This window comes from Streptomyces sp. S.PNR 29 (genome assembly GCF_030386795.1).
In the GTDB taxonomy this organism is placed as follows: domain Bacteria; phylum Actinomycetota; class Actinomycetes; order Streptomycetales; family Streptomycetaceae; genus Streptomyces.
The window spans coordinates 283555-303550 of sequence record NZ_JANUQM010000009.1 but is presented as its reverse complement, the minus strand read 5'-3'; the positions used below and the strand labels follow the sequence as shown (position 1 = coordinate 303550).

Annotated in this window: 24 protein-coding genes and 1 pseudogene; 15 read left to right on the top strand and 10 right to left on the bottom strand. The window is 71.0% G+C overall.

Features of this window, described 5'->3' with window-relative positions; all coding sequences use genetic code 11:
• Window positions 1-6: 6 nt before the first annotated feature.
• Entirely contained in the window at window positions 7-1611 is a 1605-nt protein-coding gene (locus NW895_RS24870) for an ABC transporter permease (RefSeq protein WP_289938158.1), read from the bottom strand.
• Window positions 1608-2504 carry an ABC transporter ATP-binding protein gene (locus NW895_RS24865; protein ID WP_289938157.1) on the bottom strand — a complete coding sequence of 299 codons (897 nt, stop codon included), beginning with the start codon at window positions 2502-2504 and terminating at the stop codon, window positions 1608-1610. Before NW895_RS24865 ends, NW895_RS24870 begins: the two co-directional genes overlap by 4 nt.
• A 73-nt stretch (window positions 2505-2577) precedes the next feature.
• Between NW895_RS24865 and NW895_RS24860 the strand changes: the two genes are divergently transcribed.
• Both NW895_RS24860 and NW895_RS24855 read left to right on the top strand, forming a co-directional pair.
• Entirely contained in the window at window positions 2578-3096 is a 519-nt protein-coding gene (locus NW895_RS24860) for a MarR family transcriptional regulator (protein WP_289938156.1), read from the top strand.
• 70 nt (window positions 3097-3166) lie between these two features.
• Window positions 3167-3757 (top strand): Uma2 family endonuclease, encoded by a 591-nt coding sequence (locus NW895_RS24855; RefSeq protein ID WP_289938154.1) that lies wholly within the window; start codon window positions 3167-3169, stop codon window positions 3755-3757.
• A gap of 13 nt (window positions 3758-3770) precedes the next feature.
• Here NW895_RS24855 and NW895_RS24850 read toward each other — a convergent pair whose 3' ends face one another.
• Window positions 3771-4622: a diacylglycerol kinase family protein gene (locus NW895_RS24850; protein ID WP_289938152.1), complete on the bottom strand. Its 852-nt coding sequence runs from the start codon at window positions 4620-4622 to the stop codon at window positions 3771-3773.
• A gap of 185 nt (window positions 4623-4807) precedes the next feature.
• On the opposite strand from NW895_RS24850, the gene NW895_RS24845 reads away from it, so the two are divergent.
• Entirely contained in the window at window positions 4808-6091 is a 1284-nt protein-coding gene (locus NW895_RS24845) for an adenylosuccinate synthase (protein ID WP_289938150.1), read from the top strand.
• A 64-nt stretch (window positions 6092-6155) separates the two neighbouring features.
• On the opposite strand, the gene NW895_RS24840 is transcribed toward NW895_RS24845, so the two are convergent.
• Window positions 6156-6380 (bottom strand): RICIN domain-containing protein, encoded by a 225-nt coding sequence (locus NW895_RS24840; protein WP_289938148.1) that lies wholly within the window; start codon window positions 6378-6380, stop codon window positions 6156-6158.
• 33 nt (window positions 6381-6413) lie between these two features.
• On the opposite strand from NW895_RS24840, the gene NW895_RS24835 reads away from it, so the two are divergent.
• Window positions 6414-6539 (top strand): hypothetical protein, encoded by a 126-nt coding sequence (locus NW895_RS24835; protein WP_289938146.1) that lies wholly within the window; start codon window positions 6414-6416, stop codon window positions 6537-6539.
• Window positions 6540-6631: 92 nt separating this feature from the next.
• Window positions 6632-6922 carry a DUF3303 family protein gene (locus NW895_RS24830; RefSeq protein WP_289938145.1) on the top strand — a complete coding sequence of 97 codons (291 nt, stop codon included), beginning with the start codon at window positions 6632-6634 and terminating at the stop codon, window positions 6920-6922.
• 3 nt (window positions 6923-6925) lie between these two features.
• On the opposite strand, the gene NW895_RS24825 is transcribed toward NW895_RS24830, so the two are convergent.
• The 3 genes from NW895_RS24825 to NW895_RS24815 all read right to left on the bottom strand — a co-directional run bounded on the left by NW895_RS24825 (window position 6926) and on the right by NW895_RS24815 (window position 9982).
• Window positions 6926-7576 (bottom strand): hypothetical protein, encoded by a 651-nt coding sequence (locus NW895_RS24825; protein WP_289938144.1) that lies wholly within the window; start codon window positions 7574-7576, stop codon window positions 6926-6928.
• A gap of 189 nt (window positions 7577-7765) precedes the next feature.
• Window positions 7766-8467: a GntR family transcriptional regulator gene (locus NW895_RS24820; protein ID WP_289938143.1), complete on the bottom strand. Its 702-nt coding sequence runs from the start codon at window positions 8465-8467 to the stop codon at window positions 7766-7768.
• A 144-nt stretch (window positions 8468-8611) separates the two neighbouring features.
• Window positions 8612-9982, bottom strand: coding sequence for an aspartate aminotransferase family protein (locus tag NW895_RS24815; RefSeq protein ID WP_289938142.1), 1371 nt, complete (start codon window positions 9980-9982; stop codon window positions 8612-8614).
• A 154-nt stretch (window positions 9983-10136) separates the two neighbouring features.
• Here NW895_RS24815 and NW895_RS24810 point away from each other — a divergent pair, with 154 nt between their 5' ends.
• From NW895_RS24810 to NW895_RS24800, 3 genes are all read left to right on the top strand, one after another.
• Complete coding sequence (locus NW895_RS24810; protein WP_289938139.1) at window positions 10137-10760, top strand: type 1 glutamine amidotransferase family protein; 624 nt, start codon at window positions 10137-10139, stop codon at window positions 10758-10760.
• Complete coding sequence (locus tag NW895_RS24805; protein WP_289938137.1) at window positions 10757-11215, top strand: MarR family transcriptional regulator; 459 nt, start codon at window positions 10757-10759, stop codon at window positions 11213-11215. The genes NW895_RS24810 and NW895_RS24805 overlap by 4 nt, the downstream gene beginning before the upstream one ends.
• Before the next feature lie 76 nt (window positions 11216-11291).
• Window positions 11292-13286 (top strand): serine/threonine-protein kinase, encoded by a 1995-nt coding sequence (locus tag NW895_RS24800; RefSeq protein ID WP_289938136.1) that lies wholly within the window; start codon window positions 11292-11294, stop codon window positions 13284-13286.
• A gap of 57 nt (window positions 13287-13343) precedes the next feature.
• Here NW895_RS24800 and NW895_RS24795 read toward each other — a convergent pair whose 3' ends face one another.
• A complete protein-coding gene (locus NW895_RS24795; RefSeq protein WP_289938134.1) occupies window positions 13344-14090 on the bottom strand; it encodes an SLATT domain-containing protein in 747 nt (248 codons plus the stop codon).
• 258 nt (window positions 14091-14348) lie between these two features.
• On the opposite strand from NW895_RS24795, the gene NW895_RS24790 reads away from it, so the two are divergent.
• Genes NW895_RS24790 through NW895_RS24780 form a run of 3 tightly spaced genes read left to right on the top strand, consistent with a single transcriptional unit; the run spans window position 14349 to window position 16022 of the window.
• Entirely contained in the window at window positions 14349-14693 is a 345-nt protein-coding gene (locus NW895_RS24790; protein ID WP_289938132.1) for a YbaB/EbfC family nucleoid-associated protein, read from the top strand.
• A 59-nt stretch (window positions 14694-14752) separates the two neighbouring features.
• Complete coding sequence (gene recR / locus NW895_RS24785; protein WP_289938131.1) at window positions 14753-15352, top strand: recombination mediator RecR; 600 nt, start codon at window positions 14753-14755, stop codon at window positions 15350-15352.
• Window positions 15345-16022, top strand: coding sequence for a DUF5063 domain-containing protein (locus NW895_RS24780; RefSeq protein ID WP_289938129.1), 678 nt, complete (start codon window positions 15345-15347; stop codon window positions 16020-16022). Before recR ends, NW895_RS24780 begins: the two co-directional genes overlap by 8 nt.
• Before the next feature lie 34 nt (window positions 16023-16056).
• Here NW895_RS24780 and NW895_RS24775 read toward each other — a convergent pair whose 3' ends face one another.
• Both NW895_RS24775 and NW895_RS24770 read right to left on the bottom strand, forming a co-directional pair.
• Window positions 16057-16893 (bottom strand): PhzF family phenazine biosynthesis isomerase, encoded by an 837-nt coding sequence (locus tag NW895_RS24775; protein WP_289938128.1) that lies wholly within the window; start codon window positions 16891-16893, stop codon window positions 16057-16059.
• 31 nt (window positions 16894-16924) lie between these two features.
• On the bottom strand, window positions 16925-17320 hold the full coding sequence (locus NW895_RS24770; protein ID WP_289938127.1) for a hypothetical protein: 396 nt from the start codon (window positions 17318-17320) through the stop codon (window positions 16925-16927).
• 117 nt (window positions 17321-17437) lie between these two features.
• Between NW895_RS24770 and NW895_RS24765 the strand changes: the two genes are divergently transcribed.
• From NW895_RS24765 to NW895_RS24750, 4 genes and pseudogenes are all read left to right on the top strand, one after another.
• Entirely contained in the window at window positions 17438-18214 is a 777-nt protein-coding gene (locus tag NW895_RS24765) for a helix-turn-helix transcriptional regulator (RefSeq protein ID WP_289938325.1), read from the top strand.
• Window positions 18211-18393: a DUF397 domain-containing protein gene (locus NW895_RS24760; RefSeq protein WP_289938125.1), complete on the top strand. Its 183-nt coding sequence runs from the start codon at window positions 18211-18213 to the stop codon at window positions 18391-18393. Before NW895_RS24765 ends, NW895_RS24760 begins: the two co-directional genes overlap by 4 nt.
• Before the next feature lie 285 nt (window positions 18394-18678).
• A complete protein-coding gene (locus NW895_RS24755; protein WP_289938122.1) occupies window positions 18679-19647 on the top strand; it encodes a hypothetical protein in 969 nt (322 codons plus the stop codon).
• A 50-nt stretch (window positions 19648-19697) separates the two neighbouring features.
• Window positions 19698-19922 (top strand): annotated as a pseudogene (locus NW895_RS24750) (Uma2 family endonuclease); the annotation flags it as partial.
• Window positions 19923-19996: the final 74 nt, after the last annotated feature.

Here is a 19996-nt window from a genome sequence, read left to right as displayed (position 1 = left end):
CCACCCTCAGGTCGTCAGGTCCCGCCGCCGCAGCCCCGCCAGTCCGACGGCCACCAGCACCACGGCCAGCCCCAGCAGGACCGTCACCGGCCCCCACTCCATGGCTCCGCCCGGCATCTTGGGCAGATGGCCGAACGGCGACAGGTCCAGCACCGCCTGCGGTACGTCCAGCGCGGGTCCGACCCAGCCCAGCAACAGGACGGCCCCCGCCACGCCCCACGCGGCCACCGCCGCCCGGGGGAGCAGCCCGTACAGCAGCACCGCCACCCCGCCGATCACCCACACCGCCGGGAGCTGCACCAGGCACGCCCCCAGGACGGGACCCACCTCCTGGCCGTAGCCGACGGCGAAGCCCGCACCCGCGAGCAGCATGATCAGCAGCGAGCCGCCGAACGCCACCGCCAGGTGGCCGGCCGCCCACCGCAGCCGCCCCACCGCGCCCGCCAGCACCGGCTCCGCCCGCCCCGAGGTCTCCTCGCCGTGCAGCCGCAGTACCGACGCCACGACGTACAGCGCGGCGACCAGCCCCAGCATCCCGACCATCGCCGACAGGAACGCGTCCGTCAGTCCGGCCTGCCCGCCCATCCGCTCGATGATCCGGCGGGCGTCCGCGTTGTCACCGACCAGGTCGGCCGCCCCCTCGGTCATACCGCCGTAGACGACCCCGGCGAGGAAGAAGCCGACGCTCCAGCCGAGGACGCTCCCGCGCTGCAGCCGCCAGGCCAGCGCGCCGGCCGTACCGAGCCGTCCGGCCGCCGGTCCCGGCCGGGTCGGCAGGAAGCTCATGCCGACGTCCCGGCGCCCGGCCAGCCCGTACGCCGCCGCCCCCTGGAGCAGCGTCGCCCCGAGCAGCAACAGCAGCACCCACCAGCGTTCGGCGGCGAACGGCCGTACGTTCTCCAGCCAGCCCAGCGGCGACAGCCACGTCAGCACCGACGAGCCGTCGTCCGTACCCGAGTCGCCCGCCGCGCGCAGCACGAAGGCGGCACCCAGCACCGCCGCCGTGAGCCCCCGGGCGAGCCGCGCGCTCTCCGTGAGCTGGGCGACGATCGCCGCCATCGTGGCGAAGACCATGCCGACGCCCGCGATGCCCAGCCCGAGGGCCACCGCGCCCGAGGCGCCCTGCCCGGCCAGCCCGGCCGTCACCAGCAGCGCGAGGACGGCGTTGGCGACCGCGGCCGCGAGCAGCGCCGCCGTCAGCGAGGCCCTGCGCCCCACCGTCCCGGACGCCACCAGCTCCTGCCGGCCGCTCTCCTCCTCGTCCCGCGTGTGCCGTACCACGACGAGCAGGCTCGTCACGGCCGCCAGGGCGCCCGCGTAGACGCCGACGCGCCAGGCCGTCAGCGCGCCGAGGGAGTCACCGAAGACCGGGCCGACCATCGCGCGCAGGGAGGAGTTGGTCCCCATCTGCCGCATCAGGTCGGCGCGTTCGGCGGCGGTGCCGTACAGGCCCTTCAGCGTGTTCGGCATGGAGAGCACCATGAGCGCGTTCACCGCGACCCAGACGGGGATCAGGACCCGGTCACGGCGCAGGGCGAACCGCAGCAGCGTGCCGGTTCCGGCGAGTTGGCGGGAACCCCCGGACCGTACGCCGAACGTCAGGGCGGTCATCGGACGGCCACCTCGTCCTGGTAGTGCCGCAGGAACAGCTCCTCCAGCGTCGGGGGAGTCGACGTCAGCGACCGGACGCCCGACTCGCTCAGCGAGCGCAGGACCGCGTCCAGCTTGTCGGTGTCGACCTGGAGGCGGACGCGACGGCCTTGTACGTCGAGGTCGTGGACGCCGGGCAGCCGGGCCAAGCCGTCGGGCGGGCCCGCGAGTTCGGCCGTGACGCTCGTCCGCGTCAGGTGGCGCAGGTCGGCGAGGGAGCCGCTCTCGACCGTACGGCCCTTGCGGATGATGCTCACGCGGTCGCACAGCTCCTCGACCTCGCTCAGGATGTGCGAGGACAGCAGGATGGTGCGCCCCTTGTCCCGCTCCTCCGCCACGCAGCGCTGGAACACCTCTTCCATCAGCGGGTCCAGGCCCGAGGTCGGCTCGTCCAGGATCAGCAGGTCGACGTCCGAGGCGAACGCGGCGACCAGGGCGACCTTCTGCCGGTTGCCCTTGGAGTAGGTCCGGCCCTTCTTCGTGGGGTCGAGCTCGAACCGCTCGATCAGCTCGGCCCGGCGCCGGGGGTCGAGCCCTCCGCGCAGGCGGCCGTAGAGGTCGATGACCTCGCCGCCGGAGAGGTTGCGCCAGAGCGTCACGTCGCCGGGGACGTATGCGATCCGGCGGTGCACCTCCACCGCGTCCGCCCACGGATCGCGCCCGAGGACCTGCGCGGCGCCCGAGTCGGCGCGCAGCAGGCCGAGCAGGACGCGGATGGTGGTGGACTTTCCGGCGCCGTTGGGGCCGAGGAAGCCGTGCACTTCGCCGCGTTCGACCTCCAGGTCGAGCCCGTCGAGCGCGTGCGTACGGCCGAAGGACTTGTGCAGTCCGGACACCGTGATGGCCTTCGTCATGCTTCAGAACCTACGCTTCTTTCAGAAATTTGTGAAGTTAAGGAAGCGTATAAAGCTCGGCTAGGGTGGTGGTATGGCTCGTGACGTGGGTGATGAGATGAGGGAGCCCGAGTCGGTGGAGCGGGATCCGGAGTCGGTCTCGCGGTTCGTGGAGAACTTCGCGGCGCAGCTCGTCGAGGCGGGCGTGCCGCGCATGCCGGCCCGGGTGTTCGCGGCGCTGCTCGCCTCCGACAGCGGCACGCTGACCTCCGCGGAGCTGGGCGAGCGGCTGAGGATCAGCCCCGCTGCCGTCTCAGGCGCCGTGCGCTATCTGGCCCAGGTGCACCTGGTGTCGCGCGAGCGGGAGCCGGGGTCGCGGCGGGAGCGCTACCGCGTCCACAGCGACCAGTGGTACGAGGCGATCACCAACCGCGAGGCCATCATCAAACGCTGGGAGGACGCCCTGCGCGAGGGCGTGACCAGTCTGGGTGCCGAGACCCCCGCGGGGCGCAGGCTGGCCGAGACCCTGGCGTTCTTCGAGTTCATCGAGAAGGACGTCGCGGAGATGATGGAGCGGTGGCGGGTCCATCGGGAGAGGGTCTTCGGCCGGTGATGCGCCCATTCGGCGTAGTCGATCAGCTACTCTGAGTGCCGGCTGGTCCGCATCAACGGGAGGGCGCATCATGACACTCATGGCAGAGCGACCGACGATAAGCGGCACCGAGCCCCGAGGCTTCGAGGAGTTGCTGGACGACCTCGACGAGCTGATCGTGCCCGCCGGCTACAAGGCCGAGATCATCAAGGGGAGCATCGTCTTGTCGCCGTGGTCGAAGGGGTACTACCTCCGCGTCATGCGGCTGGTGTGCCAGCAGCTGGAGCCGTATCTCCCGGAGAGCCACGTCCTTGATCGGGCACCGGCTCTGTACCTCTTCCCGGGGGACGAACGCGCTTACGGCCCGGATATTCACGTGACGCATGAGCGGACTCTTGAGACGACGGCCAACCGCCTCGACGGCCAGGGCCTCCTGTTCGTCGCCGAGCTGACCTCTCCCTCCACTCGCGACGACGACCTGTCCGACAAGGTGACGGTCTACGGAAGGGCGGGCATCCCCGTCTACCTGATCCTCGACATGCAAGAACAGCAGGCCACCGTCCTCTGGACGCCCTCCGAAAAGGGCTACGAGTCGCGCTGCACCAGGCCGTTCGGCGAGAAGCTCCCCATCCCCGAGCCGTTCGACTGCACGCTGGACACAGCGGAATTCACGTCGCCCTGACCCGGCAGCCCGCTCACCCCGCCGGCAACGTCAGCGCCCAGGCCCCCTCCCGCACCACCCACGTCCGCGTCCGCACCGGACCCGACACCCCCACATCCCCCCGGTACCGGAAGTGCGCCCCCGACACGGTCACCGTTCGCCCCGCCGCCATCAGCGGCGTCGCCTCCGCGCCCACGGACACCGGCCGTACCTCCACCTCGGCCACCCCTGACTCTCCCGGCGACACCGACACACCCTCGACCGGCTGGTCCAGGTCGACCAGCGTCGCCCCGTCGACCTCGACCCGCAGCCGTGCGGGACCGGATCCGGCCGGGTCGGACGTGAGTCTGGACGGCCTGGCGGCCACCAGGGTGCGGACGAGGGACTGGCACGTCCGCAGCCAGGGGCGTACGAGGGGCAGCGCGGCCTCCCGTGCGGACACCGGTGGGATCCCCACCGCCCCCAGCACCACCCCGTCGCTGTCGTCGACCAGCAGGTCCATCCGCCGTTCCGCCCCGTCCAGCACCGCCCGCGCCGCGGCCACCGCCCCCGTCGGCAGCCCCAGCGAACGGGACAGCCCGAGGGACGGGCCCACCGGCACCACCGACAGCGCGCATCCGGCCAGCTCCCGCTGCCGGTGCAGCAGCGACACCGCCCGCACCAGCGCCCGGTCGTCGCCCACGACCACCGGCCGGCGCGAACCCCGCCGCCGCAGCGCCCGGGCGAACTCCTCCGGGCCGTCCGGCAGACACACCTTCGTACTCGCCGCACCCGCGCTGAGCACGTCTTTCGCGATCCGTACGGACTCGCCGTCCGTCCGACGGGCGACCGGGTCGATGACCACCAGCAGCTGCTCGGACGTCGCGAAAGTCGCCACCTCGGCCATGCCTCGCTTCCTCGGGTAGCATCTTTGTGCAAGAGCCCCTTGCGCTATTGCGCCAGGGGCTTCGTCTATTCCGGGGCACCCGGTCCGACGGTTTGCGGCCAACGACGGTCGCGGTGTGCGCGGCGGATACCCTCCGCGTACGCCCCTGACCTTGGACATGCCCCGCCCGGAAGGGGTGTACGCGCGTGCCCGCACTTGTGCTGCTCGGTGCTCAGTGGGGTGACGAAGGCAAGGGAAAGGCCACGGACCTGCTCGGCGGGTCGGTTGACTACGTAGTGCGTTATCAGGGCGGCAACAACGCCGGCCACACCGTCGTCGTCGGCGACCAGAAGTACGCACTGCACCTCCTCCCTTCCGGAATCCTGTCGCCCGGCTGCGTGCCCGTCATCGGAAACGGTGTCGTCGTCGACCCGTCGGTCCTGCTCTCCGAGCTGAGCGGACTGAACGAGCGCGGCGTCGACACGTCGAAGTTGCTGATCAGCGGCAACGCACACATCATCACGCCGTACAACGTCACCGTCGACAAGGTGACCGAACGCTTCCTCGGAAAGCGGAAGATCGGCACGACCGGGCGCGGCATCGGTCCCACCTACGCTGACAAGATCAACCGCGTCGGCATCCGGGTGCAGGACCTCTACGACGAGTCGATCCTGACGCAGAAGGTCGAGGCGGCCCTCGACGTCAAGAACCAGATCCTCACCAAGCTGTACAACCGGCGCGCGATCGCCGTCGACCAGGTGGTCGAGGAGCTGCTGGGCTACGCCGCGAAGATCGAGCCGTACGTCGCCGACACGGTGCTGATCCTCAACCAGGCGCTCGACGACGACAAGGTCGTGCTCTTCGAGGGCGGCCAGGGCACGCTGCTGGACATCGACCACGGCACCTATCCCTTCGTGACGTCCTCGAACCCCACCGCGGGCGGCGCGTGCACGGGCGCGGGCGTCGGCCCGACCAGGATCAGCCGGGTCATCGGCATCCTGAAGGCGTACACCACCCGCGTCGGCTCCGGCCCCTTCCCGACCGAGCTGTTCGACGAGGACGGCGAGGCGCTGCGCCGCATCGGCGGAGAGCGGGGCGTGACGACCGGCCGTGACCGGCGCTGCGGCTGGTTCGACGCGGTGATCGCCCGCTACGCCACCCGTGTCAACGGCCTCACCGACTTCTTCCTCACCAAGCTCGACGTGCTGACCGGCTGGGAGGAGATCCCGGTCTGCGTGGCGTACGAGATCGACGGCAAGCGGGTCGAGGAGCTGCCGTACTCGCAGTCGGACTTCCACCACGCCAAGCCGGTCTACGAGATGCTGCCGGGCTGGAGCGAGGACATCAGCAAGGCCAAGACCTTCGCCGACCTGCCGAAGAACGCCCAGAACTACGTCAAGGCCCTGGAGGAGATGTCCGGCGCCCCGATCTCCGCGATCGGCGTCGGTCCGGGGCGGGACGAGACGATTGAGATCAACTCGTTCATCTGACCTGCTGACATGCCTGTGCCCCTGGCCGCCGACATCGGCCAGGGGCACAGGTGTCCTCAGGAGATCAGCGCGCGGTCAGCCTCCACAGGTGATCCGCCGTGCCGTTGTCCGACCACTGCAGCACCTGCGCGCCGGACGACGTGCTCATCCGGTCCACGCCCAGCAGCAGACCGCTGTTGTAGTTGGCGATCTTGTAGTAGCCGTCGCGGGCCGGGATGACCTGCCAGAGGTGGTCGTCGGTGCCGTTGTCGCCCCAGATCAGGGCCGTGCCGCCGTCGCTGGTGCTCATGTGAGGCCCCGGCCCGCGGCGACCAGGATCGACATGAACCTCGCGGAGATAGGCCGCATCGCGGCGCTGCGCCTGCTGGAGGCCATCGACGCGGACCCGGCCCCGGAACCGGGTGTGCACACCGTGCCGTGCCGGCTGGTGGTGCGGGAGTCGAGCTGATCCGCACCGGTTCGAAAAAAGGTTACATACCGGGCATATTCTGGAGCTGTACGAGGTCCACGGAAGCGCGTCGGCAGGAGAAGGTGATCGCGATGCGCATGATGCTCAAGGCGACCCTGGACACGGAGAAGGCGAACGAGGCCATCCGCAGCGGAAAGATGCCGGAACTGCTCAAGGAGCAGCTGGACCACCTCAAGCCGGAGGCGGCCTACTTCGGCCCGGAAAACGGTCACCGGGCCTGCTTCTTCGTCTTCGACATGCAGGACAGCTCCCAGCTGCCACCCACCGCGGAGCCGTTCTTCAGCCAGTTCAACGCCGAGATCGAGGTCTTCCCGGTGATGAACGCGGAGGACGTGCAGAAGGGGCTGTCCCAGCTGCGCTGACCGTCAGCTGAAGACGATCATCGACCCCTGCGCCAGGCTCCGTGTCGCCGCCGCGTGCAGGCCCAGCCACACATGGCGTTCGCGGGCGAAGGGGCTGGGGTCGTACGGGGCCGGGACGGCAGGTTCCTCCAACTCCGTCGGGGCGTGCGGCGGTTCGGGCGCCGCCGGGGGGTTGGCGGGGTCGATGCCGAGGGCCGGGGCGACGAACTCCAGCTCCCGCAGCAGTGTCTGGGCGGAGCCCAACGGGCCTCCGCCGGCGAGGAGTTCGTCGCTGGACAGGGGGTGCGGGAAGTCGACGGGGACGTACGCGCCCGCGTGGTCGTAGTGCCAGACCAGGTGTGACTGCTGGGCCGTGGTCTCGAACATCTCCAGCAGCTGCTCGTAGTCGCCGCCCAGTTCGTCCACCGGGGTGACCGGCAGGCCGCACACCTGGAGCAGGTAGGCGCGCCGCAGGAAGTGCAGCGCGTCGTAGTCGAAGCCGGCGACCGGGGCCACCTCGCCGGACAGTCCCGGCATGTACTGGTACACCGGAACCGGCGGGAGCCCGGCCTCGGCGAGCACCTTGTTGTATTGCGCGAGTTCCTCGGCGAACGGATTGTCCGGGGTGTGGCACAAGACGTCGACGAGCGGTACCAGCCACAGGTCACAGGCCAAAAGAGGACTCCTCACACGGCACGGTGGTCAAGGAAGGGTAATCGGTGGAGTGCGAGGGCGGCGCCCCTCGCACAGGCCACTTTCCTGGTGCGGGTCACTTCCCCTTGCGGATCGCTTCCCCTTGCGGGTCACTTCCCCCGTGCGGGCCCCTTACCCATACGACGGGCCCCACTGTCCGTCAGGGACCGCTCATCCGGCGGCGATCCGCTCGATGAGGGCGAGGGAGTGCGTGTCGTAGGCGTCGACGATCGCGCGGGCGGCCTGCGTGTCGCGTCGCGACAGGGCGTCGACCAGTTCGGTGTGCCCGGACCACAGCTGTCCGCGCAGATCGCTGAGCCGGCGCAGATGCTGCACCGCGCAGACCCAGGTCCGCACGCGCAGCCGGTGCAGGAAGTCGGCGAGGTAGGGGTTGCCGAACAGGCCGCTGAGCTCGCGCCAGTAGCGCAGGTCGTAGCCGATGAGGATGGTGAGGTCCCCGGCGTCGGCCGCGCGCCGCGCCTCCTCGCCGCGCCGGCGGACCCCGGCGAGGGCGGCGGCGATGCGGGGGTCGTCGGGCCTCAGGTAGCCCTTGCGCTCGTCGGTGAGGGCGTGGAACATCCCGTCGATGACCAGGCTGCGGGCCTCGATCATGCCGCGGAAGTCGTCGACCGAGTACTCGTGGACGCGGAAACCGCGGTGCTGGTCGGCGTCGAGGAGTCCCTGCGCGGAGAGGTCCACGAGCGCCTCGCGCACGGGGGTCGCGGACACCCCGTACTGCTCGGCGATCTCCTTCACGGTGAACTCCTGCCCCGGCTGGAGCCGCCCGGCCAGCACCTCGTCGCGGAGCGCGTCGGCGATCTGCTGCCGCAGGGTGCTGCGCGTCACGGCGCCGTTGCCGGTGCTGCCGGGCATGGTCGGGGCGTCTCCCTCATCGCGTTTCGGGGTGGCGTGCACGTATATGTCTACGAGCACGCCACCATACGCGTTCGACTGCGCGCGGTGTCGATCCGCGCACCCCCATTCCGACCGGCCGGTCGGTGTGCTGCTGCCGACTGCCTATTGTTCCTGGTCGGTGTACTCGTCCGCCACCGCGAGCGCCGCGTCCAGCGCCGCCAGCCCCTCCTTCAGTTCTGCCTCGCTGACGGTGCACGGCGGCACGACATGCGTCCGGTTCATGTGGATGAACGGCCACAGCCCGGCGGCCTTGGCGGCACCGGCGAACGCCGTCATCGCCGCGTTCTCCTCCCCGGCCGCGTTGTACGGCACCAGCGGCTCCCGCGTCCGGCGGTTCCGCACCAGCTCCAGCGCCCAGAACATGCCGGTGCCCCGTACGTCCCCCACGCTCGGATGCCGCTGGGCCAGCTCCCGCAGCCCCGGCCCGACGACCTCGGCCCCGAGCCGGGCGGCGTTCTCGACGACCCCCTCCTCGGCCATGACACCGATGGTCGCGACGGCCGCCGCACACGCCAGGGGATGCCCGGAGTACGTCAGCCCGCCCGGATACGGCCGCCGGGCGAACGTCTCGGCGATCTCCCCGCAGATCGCGACCCCGCCCAGCGGCACGTACCCGGAGTTGACGCCCTTCGCGAAGATCATCAGATCCGGTACGACCCCGAACAGATCGGCCGCGAACCACTCCCCGGTCCGCCCGAACCCGGCCATGACCTCGTCCAGGACGAAGACGATCCCGTACCTGTCGCAGATCTCCCGGACGCCCGCGAGATAACCGGCCGGCGGCACCATGATCCCGGCGGTCCCCGGGATCGTCTCCAGGACGATCGCGGCGATCGTCGACGGCCCCTCGAAGGCGATCGTCGTCTCCAGGTGCTCCAGCGCCCGCGCGCACTCCTGCTCCTCGGTCTCCGCGTAGAACCGCGACCGGTACAGGAACGGCGCCCAGAAGTGCACGACCCCCGCGGAGCCGCTGTCGGAGGCCCACCGCCGGGGGTCGCCGGTGAGGTTCACGGCCTGCTGCGTGCCGCCGTGGTACGAGCGGTACGCCGACAGCACCTTCGGCCGCCCGGTGTGCAGCCGCGCCATACGCACGGCGTGCTCCACGGCGTCGGCGCCGCCGTTGGTGAAGAAGATCTTGTCCAGGTCGCCGGGTGTCCGCTCGGCGATCAGCCGGGCCGCCTCCGACCGCGCCTCGACGGCGAACGCGGGCGCGAAGGTGGTCATCCGCGCGGCCTGCTCCTGGATCGCGGCGACCACCTTCGGATGCTGGTACCCGACGTTCGTGTAGACGAGCCCGCTGGTGAAGTCGAGGTAGCGCCTGCCGTCGTAGTCCCAGAAGTACGACCCCTGGGCACCGGCGACGGCGAGCGGGTCGATGAGGTCCTGCGCGGACCAGGAGTGGAACACATGCGCACGGTCCGCGGCCTTCACGGCAGCGCCGACCCGGGGATTCGGCTGAGGCTGAGGGGTCATGGCGGGGAGCGTAGGTGTGCTCGCCGGGGGCGCGACATCGGCGTCATGTCTGCGGTCGGGGGGTTTCCGCGACAGGTTGTCGACATCGGCAGCATTGACAGTACCCGGTCGAAATGTCAGCATGCTGTCATAGACATCGGCCCGAGGAGGAGCCATGAACGGCACTACCGGCCACGACCGCAAGCCCGTGCACCTCGCCGTCTACGACACCCTCGCCGACTGGGAGACCGGCCACGCCACCGCGCACCTCGCCCGCGCCGGGTACGAGATCCGAACCGTCGGCCCGTCCACCACCCCGGTCACGAGCATCGGCGGACTGCGCGTCCAGCCCGACACCGCCCTGAACGCCGTACGGCCCGAGGACAGCTCCCTGCTGATCCTCCCGGGCGCCGACCTCTGGGACGCGGGCGACGACCTCGCGCCCTTCGCCCGCAAGGCCCGCGCCTTCCTCGACGCCGGCGTGCCCGTCGCCGCGATCTGCGGCGCCACCGCCGGGCTCGCCCGCGAGGGGCTGCTGGACGACCGCGACCACACCAGCGCGGTCTCCTTCTACCTGGCCGCGACGGGCTACGACGGCGGCAGGCGCTACGTCGACGCCGACGCCGTCACCGACGGACTGCTGGTCACCGCCGGTCCCACCGAGCCCGTCGCCTTCGCCCGCGAGATCTTCCGGCTCCTCGGGGTGTACGACGAGGAGGTGACCGACGCCTGGTACCGGCTGTTCCACGATTCCGACGCCGAGGCGTACGCCGTCCTGCAGAAGGCCGGGGCGGCATGAGCCGGGAACGTCAGGACCTGCTCAGCCGTGGCGCGCTCGGCGTCTTCCGGCTGAACGGCCAGTTCCTCGCCGTGGCCGAGGAGCTGGCCAGGCCCGCCGGGCTGACCGCCGCCTGGTGGCAGGTCCTCGGCGCGGTCCTCGCCGAGCCCCTGCCCGTCTCCGGCATCGCCCGCGCCATGGGCATCACCCGCCAGAGCGTGCAGCGCATCGCCGACCTGCTGGTGGAGCGCGGCCTCGCCGAGTACCGGCCCAACCCCGCCCACCGACGCGCCAAACTCCTCGCACCGACCGACGAGGGGCGCGCGGCGATCGCCCGGATCAACCCCGGGCACGCGGGCTTCGCCGACCGGCTCGCGGAGGCCTTCGGTGAGGCGGAGCTCGCCGAGGCGGTGCAGGCGCTCGAACGCCTGTCGAAAGTTCTCGACCAGGTGGGCCCGCCTGTTACGGAACCGTAGACGACGCCCAGCTCATCGCACACGGGCCCGCACTATCCTCGGTCTGTTGCTCGCGTGGGGGGAAGGCGGCTGAGCGATGGAGAAGCTGGGGGCGGGGGATCCGATGGGGGTCCCCCCAGGCGTTGAGCACTGGGGGAAGATCGGGGCGTACCGGCTGCTGGCGCGGCTCGGCGCCGGCGGGATGGGGTACGTCTATCTGGCCCGTTCGGACCGTGGCCGTACCGTCGCCGTCAAGCTGGTGCGGGAGGAGCTGGCCGGGCGGGAGGAGTTCCGGGCGCGGTTCCGGCAGGAGGTGCGGGCCGCGCGGCGGGTCGGCGGGGCCTGGACGGCGCCGGTGCTGGACGCGGACACCGAGGCCGCCGTGCCGTGGGTGGCCACCGGGTACGTCGCCGGGCCGAGCCTGCAGCAGGTGGTGGGGAACGACCACGGGCCGCTGCCCGAACGGTCCGTCCGCATCCTCGCGGCCGGGCTCGCGCACGCCCTCAAGGACATCCACGCCGCCGGGATCGTGCACCGCGACCTCAAGCCGTCCAACGTGCTGGTGACCATCGACGGCCCGCGGGTCATCGACTTCGGGATCGCGCGGGCGCTGGAGACGGTGGCGGACGGCGGGCTCACGCGGACCGGGGCGCTGGTCGGGTCGCCCGGCTTCATGGCCCCCGAGCAGGTGCGCGGTGACCGCATCACGCCCGCCTGCGACGTCTTCTGCCTCGGCTCGGTGCTGGCGTACGCCGCCACCGGCCGCCTCCCGTTCGGCACCGCGGGCAGCGGTGTCCACGCCCTGATGTTCCGCATCGCCCAGGAGGAACCCGACCTGGACGGCATGCCCGAGGGCATCGCCGACCTCGTACGCGACTGCCTGAAGAAGGACCCGGCCGCCCGGCCGACGCTGGACCGCGTCCTGCAGCGCACAGGCGCCCACGACACCGTCGCCGACGGCCGCTCCCGGGACCCCTGGCTGCCCAGCACCCTCGTGGCCCAACTCGGCCGGCATGCGGTGCGGTTGCTGGACACGGAGGATCCCCAGAGGCCGGGGGAGGCCGGGGACGGGGGGTGGCCGGGGACGGCCGGGCAGGTGGGTGCCGTCGGTCGGCAGGGTTCCGTCGATCCGTCCGGTCCGGCGATGCCGCCCGGCCCCGACCCCGCCGCGCAGCAGCCACGCCCCGATGTCCCGCCCGAGCACACCGCCGCCCCGGACACGTCCCCGGGCCCCGGCCCGGCCGCCACTCCGGGGCCGCCGCCCCCGGGGCAGTTCGGAGGGGGTGTTCCGCTGAACCACCTCCCGACCCTGGTCGCGGGCCAGGGCGGCCCCACACCTCCGCCGGGACCGCTCGGAGCCGCCCCGGCACCGCCGCAGACACCTCCGCACCCGCACCCCGCGTACGTCCCTCCCCAGCCCGCCGCCTACGGCTACCCGCACCAGCCCGGCCCCGGCTCGACCCCGCCGTACGGCCCGTCGCCGTACGGCACACCCGGCGCCCCTCAGGAGCCACCCCGAAGAAACGCCCGTTCCACCGTGCTGCTCGTCGCGGTCGCCGTCGTCGTCGCGCTGGCCGCCGGCGGCTCGGTCTACGCGCTGATGAGCGGCGGTGGCGACCAGGCCGGCGGCGCCACCACCGCCTCCCCGACCACCAGCGCACCGGTGAACTCCGGCCCGACGACGCCCGCCCCGTCCCCGACGCCCTCGCAGCCGGCCGCCTCGGCGCCGGCGGACGGCGTGGTCCCGGCCGCCTACCTGGGCACCTGGACCACCACCATCGACAACGCCGACGGACAGCACACCCGGCGGCTGACCCTCCAGCAGGGCGAGGTCGGCGACACGGTCCTGTCCCTCGTCGCCGACGGATCCACCGCGGACGGCGGCTCCTACCACTGCGTGTTCGAGGCGGAGCTCACCGAGGATCCCGGCGCCGACGGGCCGTTGCGCATCGGCCCCTCCACGGTGACGGTCGGGCAGCCGCGCTCCTCCTGCACGCCGGGCGAGGCCACCGAGGTCACCCTGCTGCCGGACGACAGCCTGCGGCGCAGCAACACGAGCAGCGGGGAGCAGCTGACCTACACGAGGGAGTGAGCCACCCGGCAGCCAAGTCCCGCCTCCTGCGGGGACGTTGAACCTCGGGCGTACACCTCACCGCGGCTCAGGCGGCCGCTGCCTCGGCATGTTCGGCCGCGCACCCCCCGGCGGCAGAGGAAACCGCCCCTGCCCTCCCCCCGCCTCCGGCCGCCCCCCACCGGCCAGCGCCGACTGGATCCCCATCGGCGCCGACCCGGTACGGAACTCCACCATCCAGTCCGCCGTCTCCGCCCGCACCAACTCCGTCACGTCCTCGGAAAACCGCCGCAGCACCGCGAGACACCGCTCGACCGCCTCGCTCGCCGTCCCCTCCGCCGGCCCCAGAACCTCCCGCACACTCTCCGAGGCCCAGTCGAACTGCAGGGCCAGCAGCCGCCGCTGCACGGCCTGAGCCGTCGCCACGTCCCTTATCCAGCCGGACGTCACCCCGAAGTACCGGTCCCCGGCCACACACGCCACTCCGAGCAGCAACGCCAGATACCCCCAGGGCGCGACCCCGCCCACGACGCCCGTCATGTCCAGCAGCGGCAGCGCGGCCCCGGCGACCGCCCCCACCGCGGCCCCGCCCCGCAACAACCGCGCCCCCCGCCGCTTCCACACCCGGTCCGCGAGATACCAGGCCACCGTGTCCAGTGCCCCCCGCTCCACCCACCGGTACAGCTCCTCCAGCCGCTCCGCGGGCTCTCCCCAGTCCCCGAGCGGAAACACCCGCCCGTTCAGATCGCCCGGCCGCAGCCCGGCCGCCTCCTCGCCCCGCCCGTCCTGAGCCGGCCCCTCGGGCTGCATCTCCGGCTGACCCACCCGGCACTCCCTCCTGATCACGGTACGTGACGCCCTGGCGACGCTCACGTGACATCCGAGGCTGACGCGCCGGACCCCTTCCTACCGCCCAATGGGTGGCGAAGACCCGGGTTTCACCACTTTTCCGCCCGGAAGTAGTTCTTGCTCAGGTATAGGCCACGCGATCGACTCACTCGAAAGAGTGCCGGGGCGAGGCCCGCGTGGACCACGTAGGCTCGTGCCGAACGGGAAAACCCGTACCGAAGCAAGGAGCTGATCGTGATCCCCGGTGGTGGCCAGCCCAATATGCAGCAGCTGCTCCAGCAGGCCCAGAAGATGCAGCAGGATCTGCAGCGGGCGCAGGAGGAACTGGCGCAGACGGAGGTCGACGGGCAGGCGGGCGGCGGCCTGGTGAAGGCCACCGTCACCGGCTCCGGCGAGCTCCGTGCCCTGCAGATCGACCCCAAGGCGGTGGATCCGGAGGACACCGAGACCCTCGCCGACCTGATCGTCGCGGCCGTCCAGGCGGCCAACGAGAACGCGCAGACGCTGCAGCAGCAGAAGCTCGGCCCGCTCGCCCAGGGCCTGGGCGGTGGCAGCGGCATCCCCGGTCTGCCCTTCTAAGACGGCCGACGGGCCTCTACCGTACGTGTTGAAGGAACCTCAGGAAGGACGGCAGTCCGTTGTACGAAGGCGTGGTCCAGGACCTCATCGACGAGCTGGGGCGGTTGCCCGGCGTCGGTCCCAAGAGCGCGCAGCGGATCGCCTTCCACATCCTGCAGGCGGAACCGACGGACGTACGGCGGCTCGCGCAGGCCCTCATGGAGGTGAAGGCGAAGGTCCGCTTCTGCGCGACATGCGGCAACGTCGCGCAGGAGGAGCTGTGCGGCATCTGCCGTGACACGCGCCGCGACCCGGCCGTCATCTGCGTCGTGGAGGAACCGAAGGACGTCGTGGCCATCGAGCGCACCCGCGAGTTCCGTGGCCGGTACCACGTGCTCGGCGGAGCGATCAGCCCCATCGACGGGGTCGGCCCCGACGACCTGCGCATCAGGGAACTCCTGGCCCGCCTGGCCGACGGCACGGTCACCGAGCTGATCCTCGCCACCGACCCGAATCTCGAAGGCGAGGCGACGGCCACGTACCTCGCCCGCATGATCAAGCCCATGGGCCTCAAGGTCACCCGCCTGGCCAGCGGCCTCCCGGTGGGTGGCGACCTGGAATACGCGGACGAGGTCACCCTCGGCCGCGCCTTCGAGGGGAGACGACTCCTAGATGTCTGACGCCACGCTGCACGCGACCCACCAGAACCCGGACGACTTCGCGGTCCAGATCGCGGACCAGATCGAGAGCTTCCTGGTGGCCGTCACGGAGGTAGCGAAGGGCGACGAGCCGGACTCGGCGGTCCCCTTCCTCCTCCTGGAGGTCTCCCAGCTGCTCCTGGCCGGCGGCCGTCTGGGCGCACACGAGGACATCGTCCCCGACGAGCGCTACGAGCCCGATCCGGGCCCGGAGCCCGACGTGGACGAACTCCGCGAGAACCTGGCCCGCCTGCTGGACCCGATCGACGTCTACTCCGAGGTCTTCGACCCCTACGAGCCCCGCAAGGCGCCCGTCCCGGCCCGTATCTCCGACGACCTCACCGACGTCATCACCGACCTGCGCCACGGCATGGCCCACTACCGCGCGGGCCGCACCACGGAGGCCCTGTGGTGGTGGCAGTTCTCGTACTTCTCCAACTGGGGCTCCACGGCCTCGGCGACCCTGCGCGCCCTGCAGTCGGTGGTCGCCCACGTCCGCCTCAACCAGCCCCTGGCGGAGCTGGACGGCCTGGACACCGACCAGGGCATGGGCGACGAGACCCTGGAGATCGAGGCCGGCAAGGTGATGGCCCAGGAGATCGCGGGGCCGCTGGGGCTGCGGCCCCGCGCGGTGAAGACACCGCGAGGATGACGCTGATCCTCGGTTCGCCCTGAAGCGCGGCCGCTCAGATCTGAACGGCCGCGCCGGTGACGCCGATGCCCGTGCCCGGCTCCTCGGGAACGGTCACCGTGATGGTGCTCGGCCGTCCCATGTCCGCGCCCTGATGGATCGTCAAGGAGGCGGGTGTCTCGACGAGTCCGAGCTCCCGCAGATAGCCGCCGAACGCTGCGGCCGCCGCACCGGTGGCCGGGTCCTCGACGACACCGCCGGGCGGGAAGGGGTTGCGGGCGTGGAACACCGTGGGGGACTCGCGCCGGACCAGGTCGACGGTGGTCCAGTCCCTGCGGGCCATGAGGGCGGCGAGCGCGGGCATGTCGTAGTCCAGGTCGGCCAGCCGCTCCCGGCTCCCGGCGGCGATGACCGGGTGCCAGGCACCGGCGTAGGCGACGCGTGGCGGCAGCGCCGGGTCGAGGTCCTCGGCGGACCAGTTCAGGATCGCCAGCAACTCGGCCAGATCGGCCTCCGGGAGCGGCTCCGTACGGGGTGCGACGCTCACCAGGGTCGCCACCACGGTGCCGTCCGCCGCGCGGTCGGTGGTGACGGTGACCGGGCCCGCCTGGGTGCGCAGCCGCAGGGATCCGGTGCCGTGCCGTTCCGCGTAGGCGACGGCCGTCGCGATCGTCGCGTGGCCGCAGAAGGGAACCTCGGCGAGCGGGCTGAAGTACCGGATGTCCAGGGTGCCGTCACTGGACGGCACCACGAACGCCGACTCCGAGTAGCCGAGTTCGGCCGCCGTCGCCAGCATCGTCGCGTCGTCGACCCCGGTGGCGTCGAGCACGACACCCGCCGGGTTGCCGCCCTTGGGATCGGTGCTGAACGCCACGTAGCGCAATATCTCCATTGGCGGACGGTAACGGCGGGGCCGAGGGCCGTCAAAGGAGTTTCCGCAGGCGCGCGGCCGCCACGTACGGGGCCGTCGGCGTCGGTTCGCTGTACCAGCGCAGCGGCCAGGTGTTCCCCTCAAGAGCCGGGATCCCGATGTAGGTGACGGTATGCACGTCCCTGCCGCCGAACTGCTGCACGCCGAGGGGCCAGCGGTGCCTGCGCACCTCACCCGGCGCGAGCAGGAAGTACACCCACCGGGAACGGCTCGCCTCGCACACGATCGGCCCCGCGTCCTCGTCGGTCGCCTCGATGAGCCAGTCGGCGACCAGTTCCCCCCGCAGCCCTTCGATTCTTACGGCGTCGAAGTGAACGCCGGCGACGTGGAGTTGGTGGCCTGCGGCCGGGACCCAGTCGGGGCGGTGAATTGCTCTCGTCATGGTCACACGGTGGCGCCCGTGTGGCTACGCTCGGTAGTGACTGAGGTGATACACGCCGGGGTGTATCTGTCGGAGGTGCGCACTGTGTCGGGCCCGTACAACTCCAACTCCCAGCCGCCTGCCATGTGGCGATACAGCGGCAACCAGATGAAGCGCTGGCGCACGAAGGCGAACGTCAGCCGCGAGCAACTGGCCGCCGCGTCCAACTACTCCCCGGACACCATCAAGTCGATGGAGCAGGGGGTGCGGATGCCGACGCCGCGGGCGCTCGACGTGGCGGATGAGCTGTGCCGGGCGGAGGGGCTGCTGAGCGCGGCGAAGGAGTACCTGCAGAGGGAGAAGTTCCCTGTACGGGCGCAGGACTTCATGGCTCGGGAGCGGGAGGCGATCAGTCTCTGGTGGTACGAAGCCTCTTTGATCCCTGGCTTGTTGCAGACCGAGAGCTATGCGCGGGCGCTGATCGAGAACCGCATTCCGGCTCTGGACCAGGAGACTGTGGAGGAGCGGATCGCGGCACGAATGGAGAGGCAGGCCCTCCTCGTACAGCAGAAGCCGACGGTCGCCTTCAGCTTCGTACTGTACGAAGCCGTGCTCCGTAGCCCTCAGACGGATGTCAAACAGCTGCACCGCCTGTTGGAGGCGTCTCGGTTGCGAAACGTCGCGTTGCAGGTGCTGCCCTTTGAGCGTGCCTTCAGTGACGCGCTCATGGGGCCGATGGTGCTGCTGGAGACTCGTGACCACGAGCGGTTCGCCTTCAATGAAGGCCCGTTCGCCAGCGAACTTTCGGCCGATCCAGAGGTTGTCAGCCGAGTGACCGACCGGCTTAGCATGATCCGAGCGCAGGCCCTCAGTCCTGCTGAGTCGGCCCGTTTCGTCGAGCGGATGGTGGATCAGCCATGAGTGACCAGCTCACGTGGTTCAAGTCGAGCCACAGCGACAACGAGGGCGGCGCCTGCGTCGAAGTGGCGTTCTCCACCAGCATCCACGTCCGTGACTCCAAGAACCCTGCGGGCCCCGAACTCCACCTCACCGCCCCCGCCTGGGCGGCCTTCGTTTCCGCAGTTCAGCCCGGAGCTTGAGCCTCGGGCTTCGAGCTCTTCCAGTGGGTTTCTGGGTTTTGGTTTGGTTGAAATCCAACCCAACCCACCAAGTCTGCACGTGAGTTGAGGTGGCGTACCTCGAAAGGGTGACGTTCCGTGATCGGCTTGCTTCGGAACGTAAAGCCGCTCTAGGTTCGCGGCAACAGATCGGCCCCGGTCGGTGCGCCAACACCGGCTCCGGGGCCTAGACCTACTCATCGAATCGAGCCTTCGATGGTGGCTTCCGCCTACCTTAGCCCCGCCCTGCCGTCCCCGTCCCACCCGATGGCCAAAACGGGTTACGGCAAACGCTCTGCGGGTGACGAAGACCCGCACGCCGACCCGGACTTCGCACACCTGAGCCCCCGCGACCGCGAGATCGCCGTCTTCGTCGACCACCTCGAAGACGGCCATGCGATGGGCTACAAGGCGATCGCGGCGGAGCATCCCCGCTACGGCCAGCAGGCCGTGCGCACCTCACTGGGCCGGATCACCCTTGCCGGCCACCTGCGCTGGATCAAGGAGCACATCACCGTCGAGGACAACTCGATGCGGTGGGTCACACGAACGTACTGGTCGCGTACGCGCAGGTCGGCCGAGTGGTGGGAGGACTTCGCGCGGGAGCGGCACGGCAAGGACGTGACCGAGGACTACATGCCGGGCCTGGCCCGTGTCGAGCAGGCCGAGGAACCGGCTCCGGAGCCCGAGCGGGCGGAGCAGGTCGAGCCGGTGGACGAGCCCGTCGACGAGCCCAGCACCGCGTACGAGGCCCTGGCCGAAGTCCGTCGCGCCGACGCCCGTATGTCGCTGTCCGACAGCGACTGCCGCTCCCTCGAACACCTCGCCGCCGAGTGGCTGAACCGCGGCGCGACCCCCGGCGACATCAGCAGGGCCCTGACGGACGGCCTCCCGCCCGACGTCACCAACCCGGGCGGACTCGCCCGCAATCGATTGGAGAAGAAGATGCCTCCGAAGAAGGCGAAGATCCGGCAGAAGGCCGCCAGGCGGGCCCGCGTGAGCCGGGTGATCATGGCGTGCGGCCTGTGCGACGCGGACGAGCGCACGACGAAGATCGTCGGCGGGCTGTGCGGCGAGTGCCTGGCGGCGGTCGAGGCGGAAGGACCGGTGCCCGGATACGTACCGGAGACATTTCTGCCCGGCCAGCGCTCCGGTGGCGGCCTGCCCGGGGCGGACGAGGTCATCGACGTCACCGACCGCGTCAACGCACTCCGCCGCGCGGCAGGGCTGCTGTGAGCGTGCAGGACGCGCCGGTCAGGGCACCATGGAGTCGAGGAGGCGACGCCATGACCCCCAGGACCGAGGACCGGCCGCAGATGTCCGTCGAGGAGTTCGAGGAGCTGGAACGCCATGCCCCGGAGACCGTGCGGCTGGAGTTCATCAACGGAAAGGTCGTGGTCAAGCCGGTACCCGACGGCAATCACAGCGAGATTGTTGCCTGGCTGCAGAGGCTGTGCGTGCAACAACGCCCTGAGCTGTGGCTGCACGGTGAGCGCGGCCTGAAGACGGAGCGTGTCCGTCCCCTGTACGTGCGCTGCACAACCCCTAACCGGTGCCACGCGAAGCTGGAGTCACTTCCACCGCA

Excerpts from the sequence above, each read along its gene's own strand:
- NW895_RS24835 (WP_289938146.1), top strand. The coding sequence starts at position 6,414 with ATGAACCTCGCGGAGATAGGCCGCATCGCGGCGCTGCGCCTGCTGGAG.
- NW895_RS24865 (WP_289938157.1), bottom strand. The coding sequence starts at position 2,504 with ATGACGAAGGCCATCACGGTGTCCGGACTGCACAAGTCCTTCGGCCGT.
- NW895_RS24775 (WP_289938128.1), bottom strand. The coding sequence starts at position 16,893 with ATGGAGATATTGCGCTACGTGGCGTTCAGCACCGATCCCAAGGGCGGC.
- NW895_RS24755 (WP_289938122.1), top strand. The coding sequence starts at position 18,679 with ATGGCCAAAACGGGTTACGGCAAACGCTCTGCGGGTGACGAAGACCCG.
- NW895_RS24855 (WP_289938154.1), top strand. The coding sequence starts at position 3,167 with ATGACACTCATGGCAGAGCGACCGACGATAAGCGGCACCGAGCCCCGA.
- NW895_RS24820 (WP_289938143.1), bottom strand. The coding sequence starts at position 8,467 with ATGCCCGGCAGCACCGGCAACGGCGCCGTGACGCGCAGCACCCTGCGG.
- NW895_RS24860 (WP_289938156.1), top strand. The coding sequence starts at position 2,578 with ATGGCTCGTGACGTGGGTGATGAGATGAGGGAGCCCGAGTCGGTGGAG.
- NW895_RS24800 (WP_289938136.1), top strand. The coding sequence starts at position 11,292 with ATGGAGAAGCTGGGGGCGGGGGATCCGATGGGGGTCCCCCCAGGCGTT.
- NW895_RS24780 (WP_289938129.1), top strand. The coding sequence starts at position 15,345 with ATGTCTGACGCCACGCTGCACGCGACCCACCAGAACCCGGACGACTTC.
- NW895_RS24830 (WP_289938145.1), top strand. The coding sequence starts at position 6,632 with ATGCGCATGATGCTCAAGGCGACCCTGGACACGGAGAAGGCGAACGAG.
- NW895_RS24840 (WP_289938148.1), bottom strand. The coding sequence starts at position 6,380 with ATGAGCACCAGCGACGGCGGCACGGCCCTGATCTGGGGCGACAACGGC.
- NW895_RS24810 (WP_289938139.1), top strand. The coding sequence starts at position 10,137 with ATGAACGGCACTACCGGCCACGACCGCAAGCCCGTGCACCTCGCCGTC.
- NW895_RS24760 (WP_289938125.1), top strand. The coding sequence starts at position 18,211 with ATGAGTGACCAGCTCACGTGGTTCAAGTCGAGCCACAGCGACAACGAG.
- NW895_RS24805 (WP_289938137.1), top strand. The coding sequence starts at position 10,757 with ATGAGCCGGGAACGTCAGGACCTGCTCAGCCGTGGCGCGCTCGGCGTC.
- NW895_RS24815 (WP_289938142.1), bottom strand. The coding sequence starts at position 9,982 with ATGACCCCTCAGCCTCAGCCGAATCCCCGGGTCGGCGCTGCCGTGAAG.
- NW895_RS24870 (WP_289938158.1), bottom strand. The coding sequence starts at position 1,611 with ATGACCGCCCTGACGTTCGGCGTACGGTCCGGGGGTTCCCGCCAACTC.
- NW895_RS24850 (WP_289938152.1), bottom strand. The coding sequence starts at position 4,622 with ATGGCCGAGGTGGCGACTTTCGCGACGTCCGAGCAGCTGCTGGTGGTC.
- NW895_RS24765 (WP_289938325.1), top strand. The coding sequence starts at position 17,438 with ATGTGGCGATACAGCGGCAACCAGATGAAGCGCTGGCGCACGAAGGCG.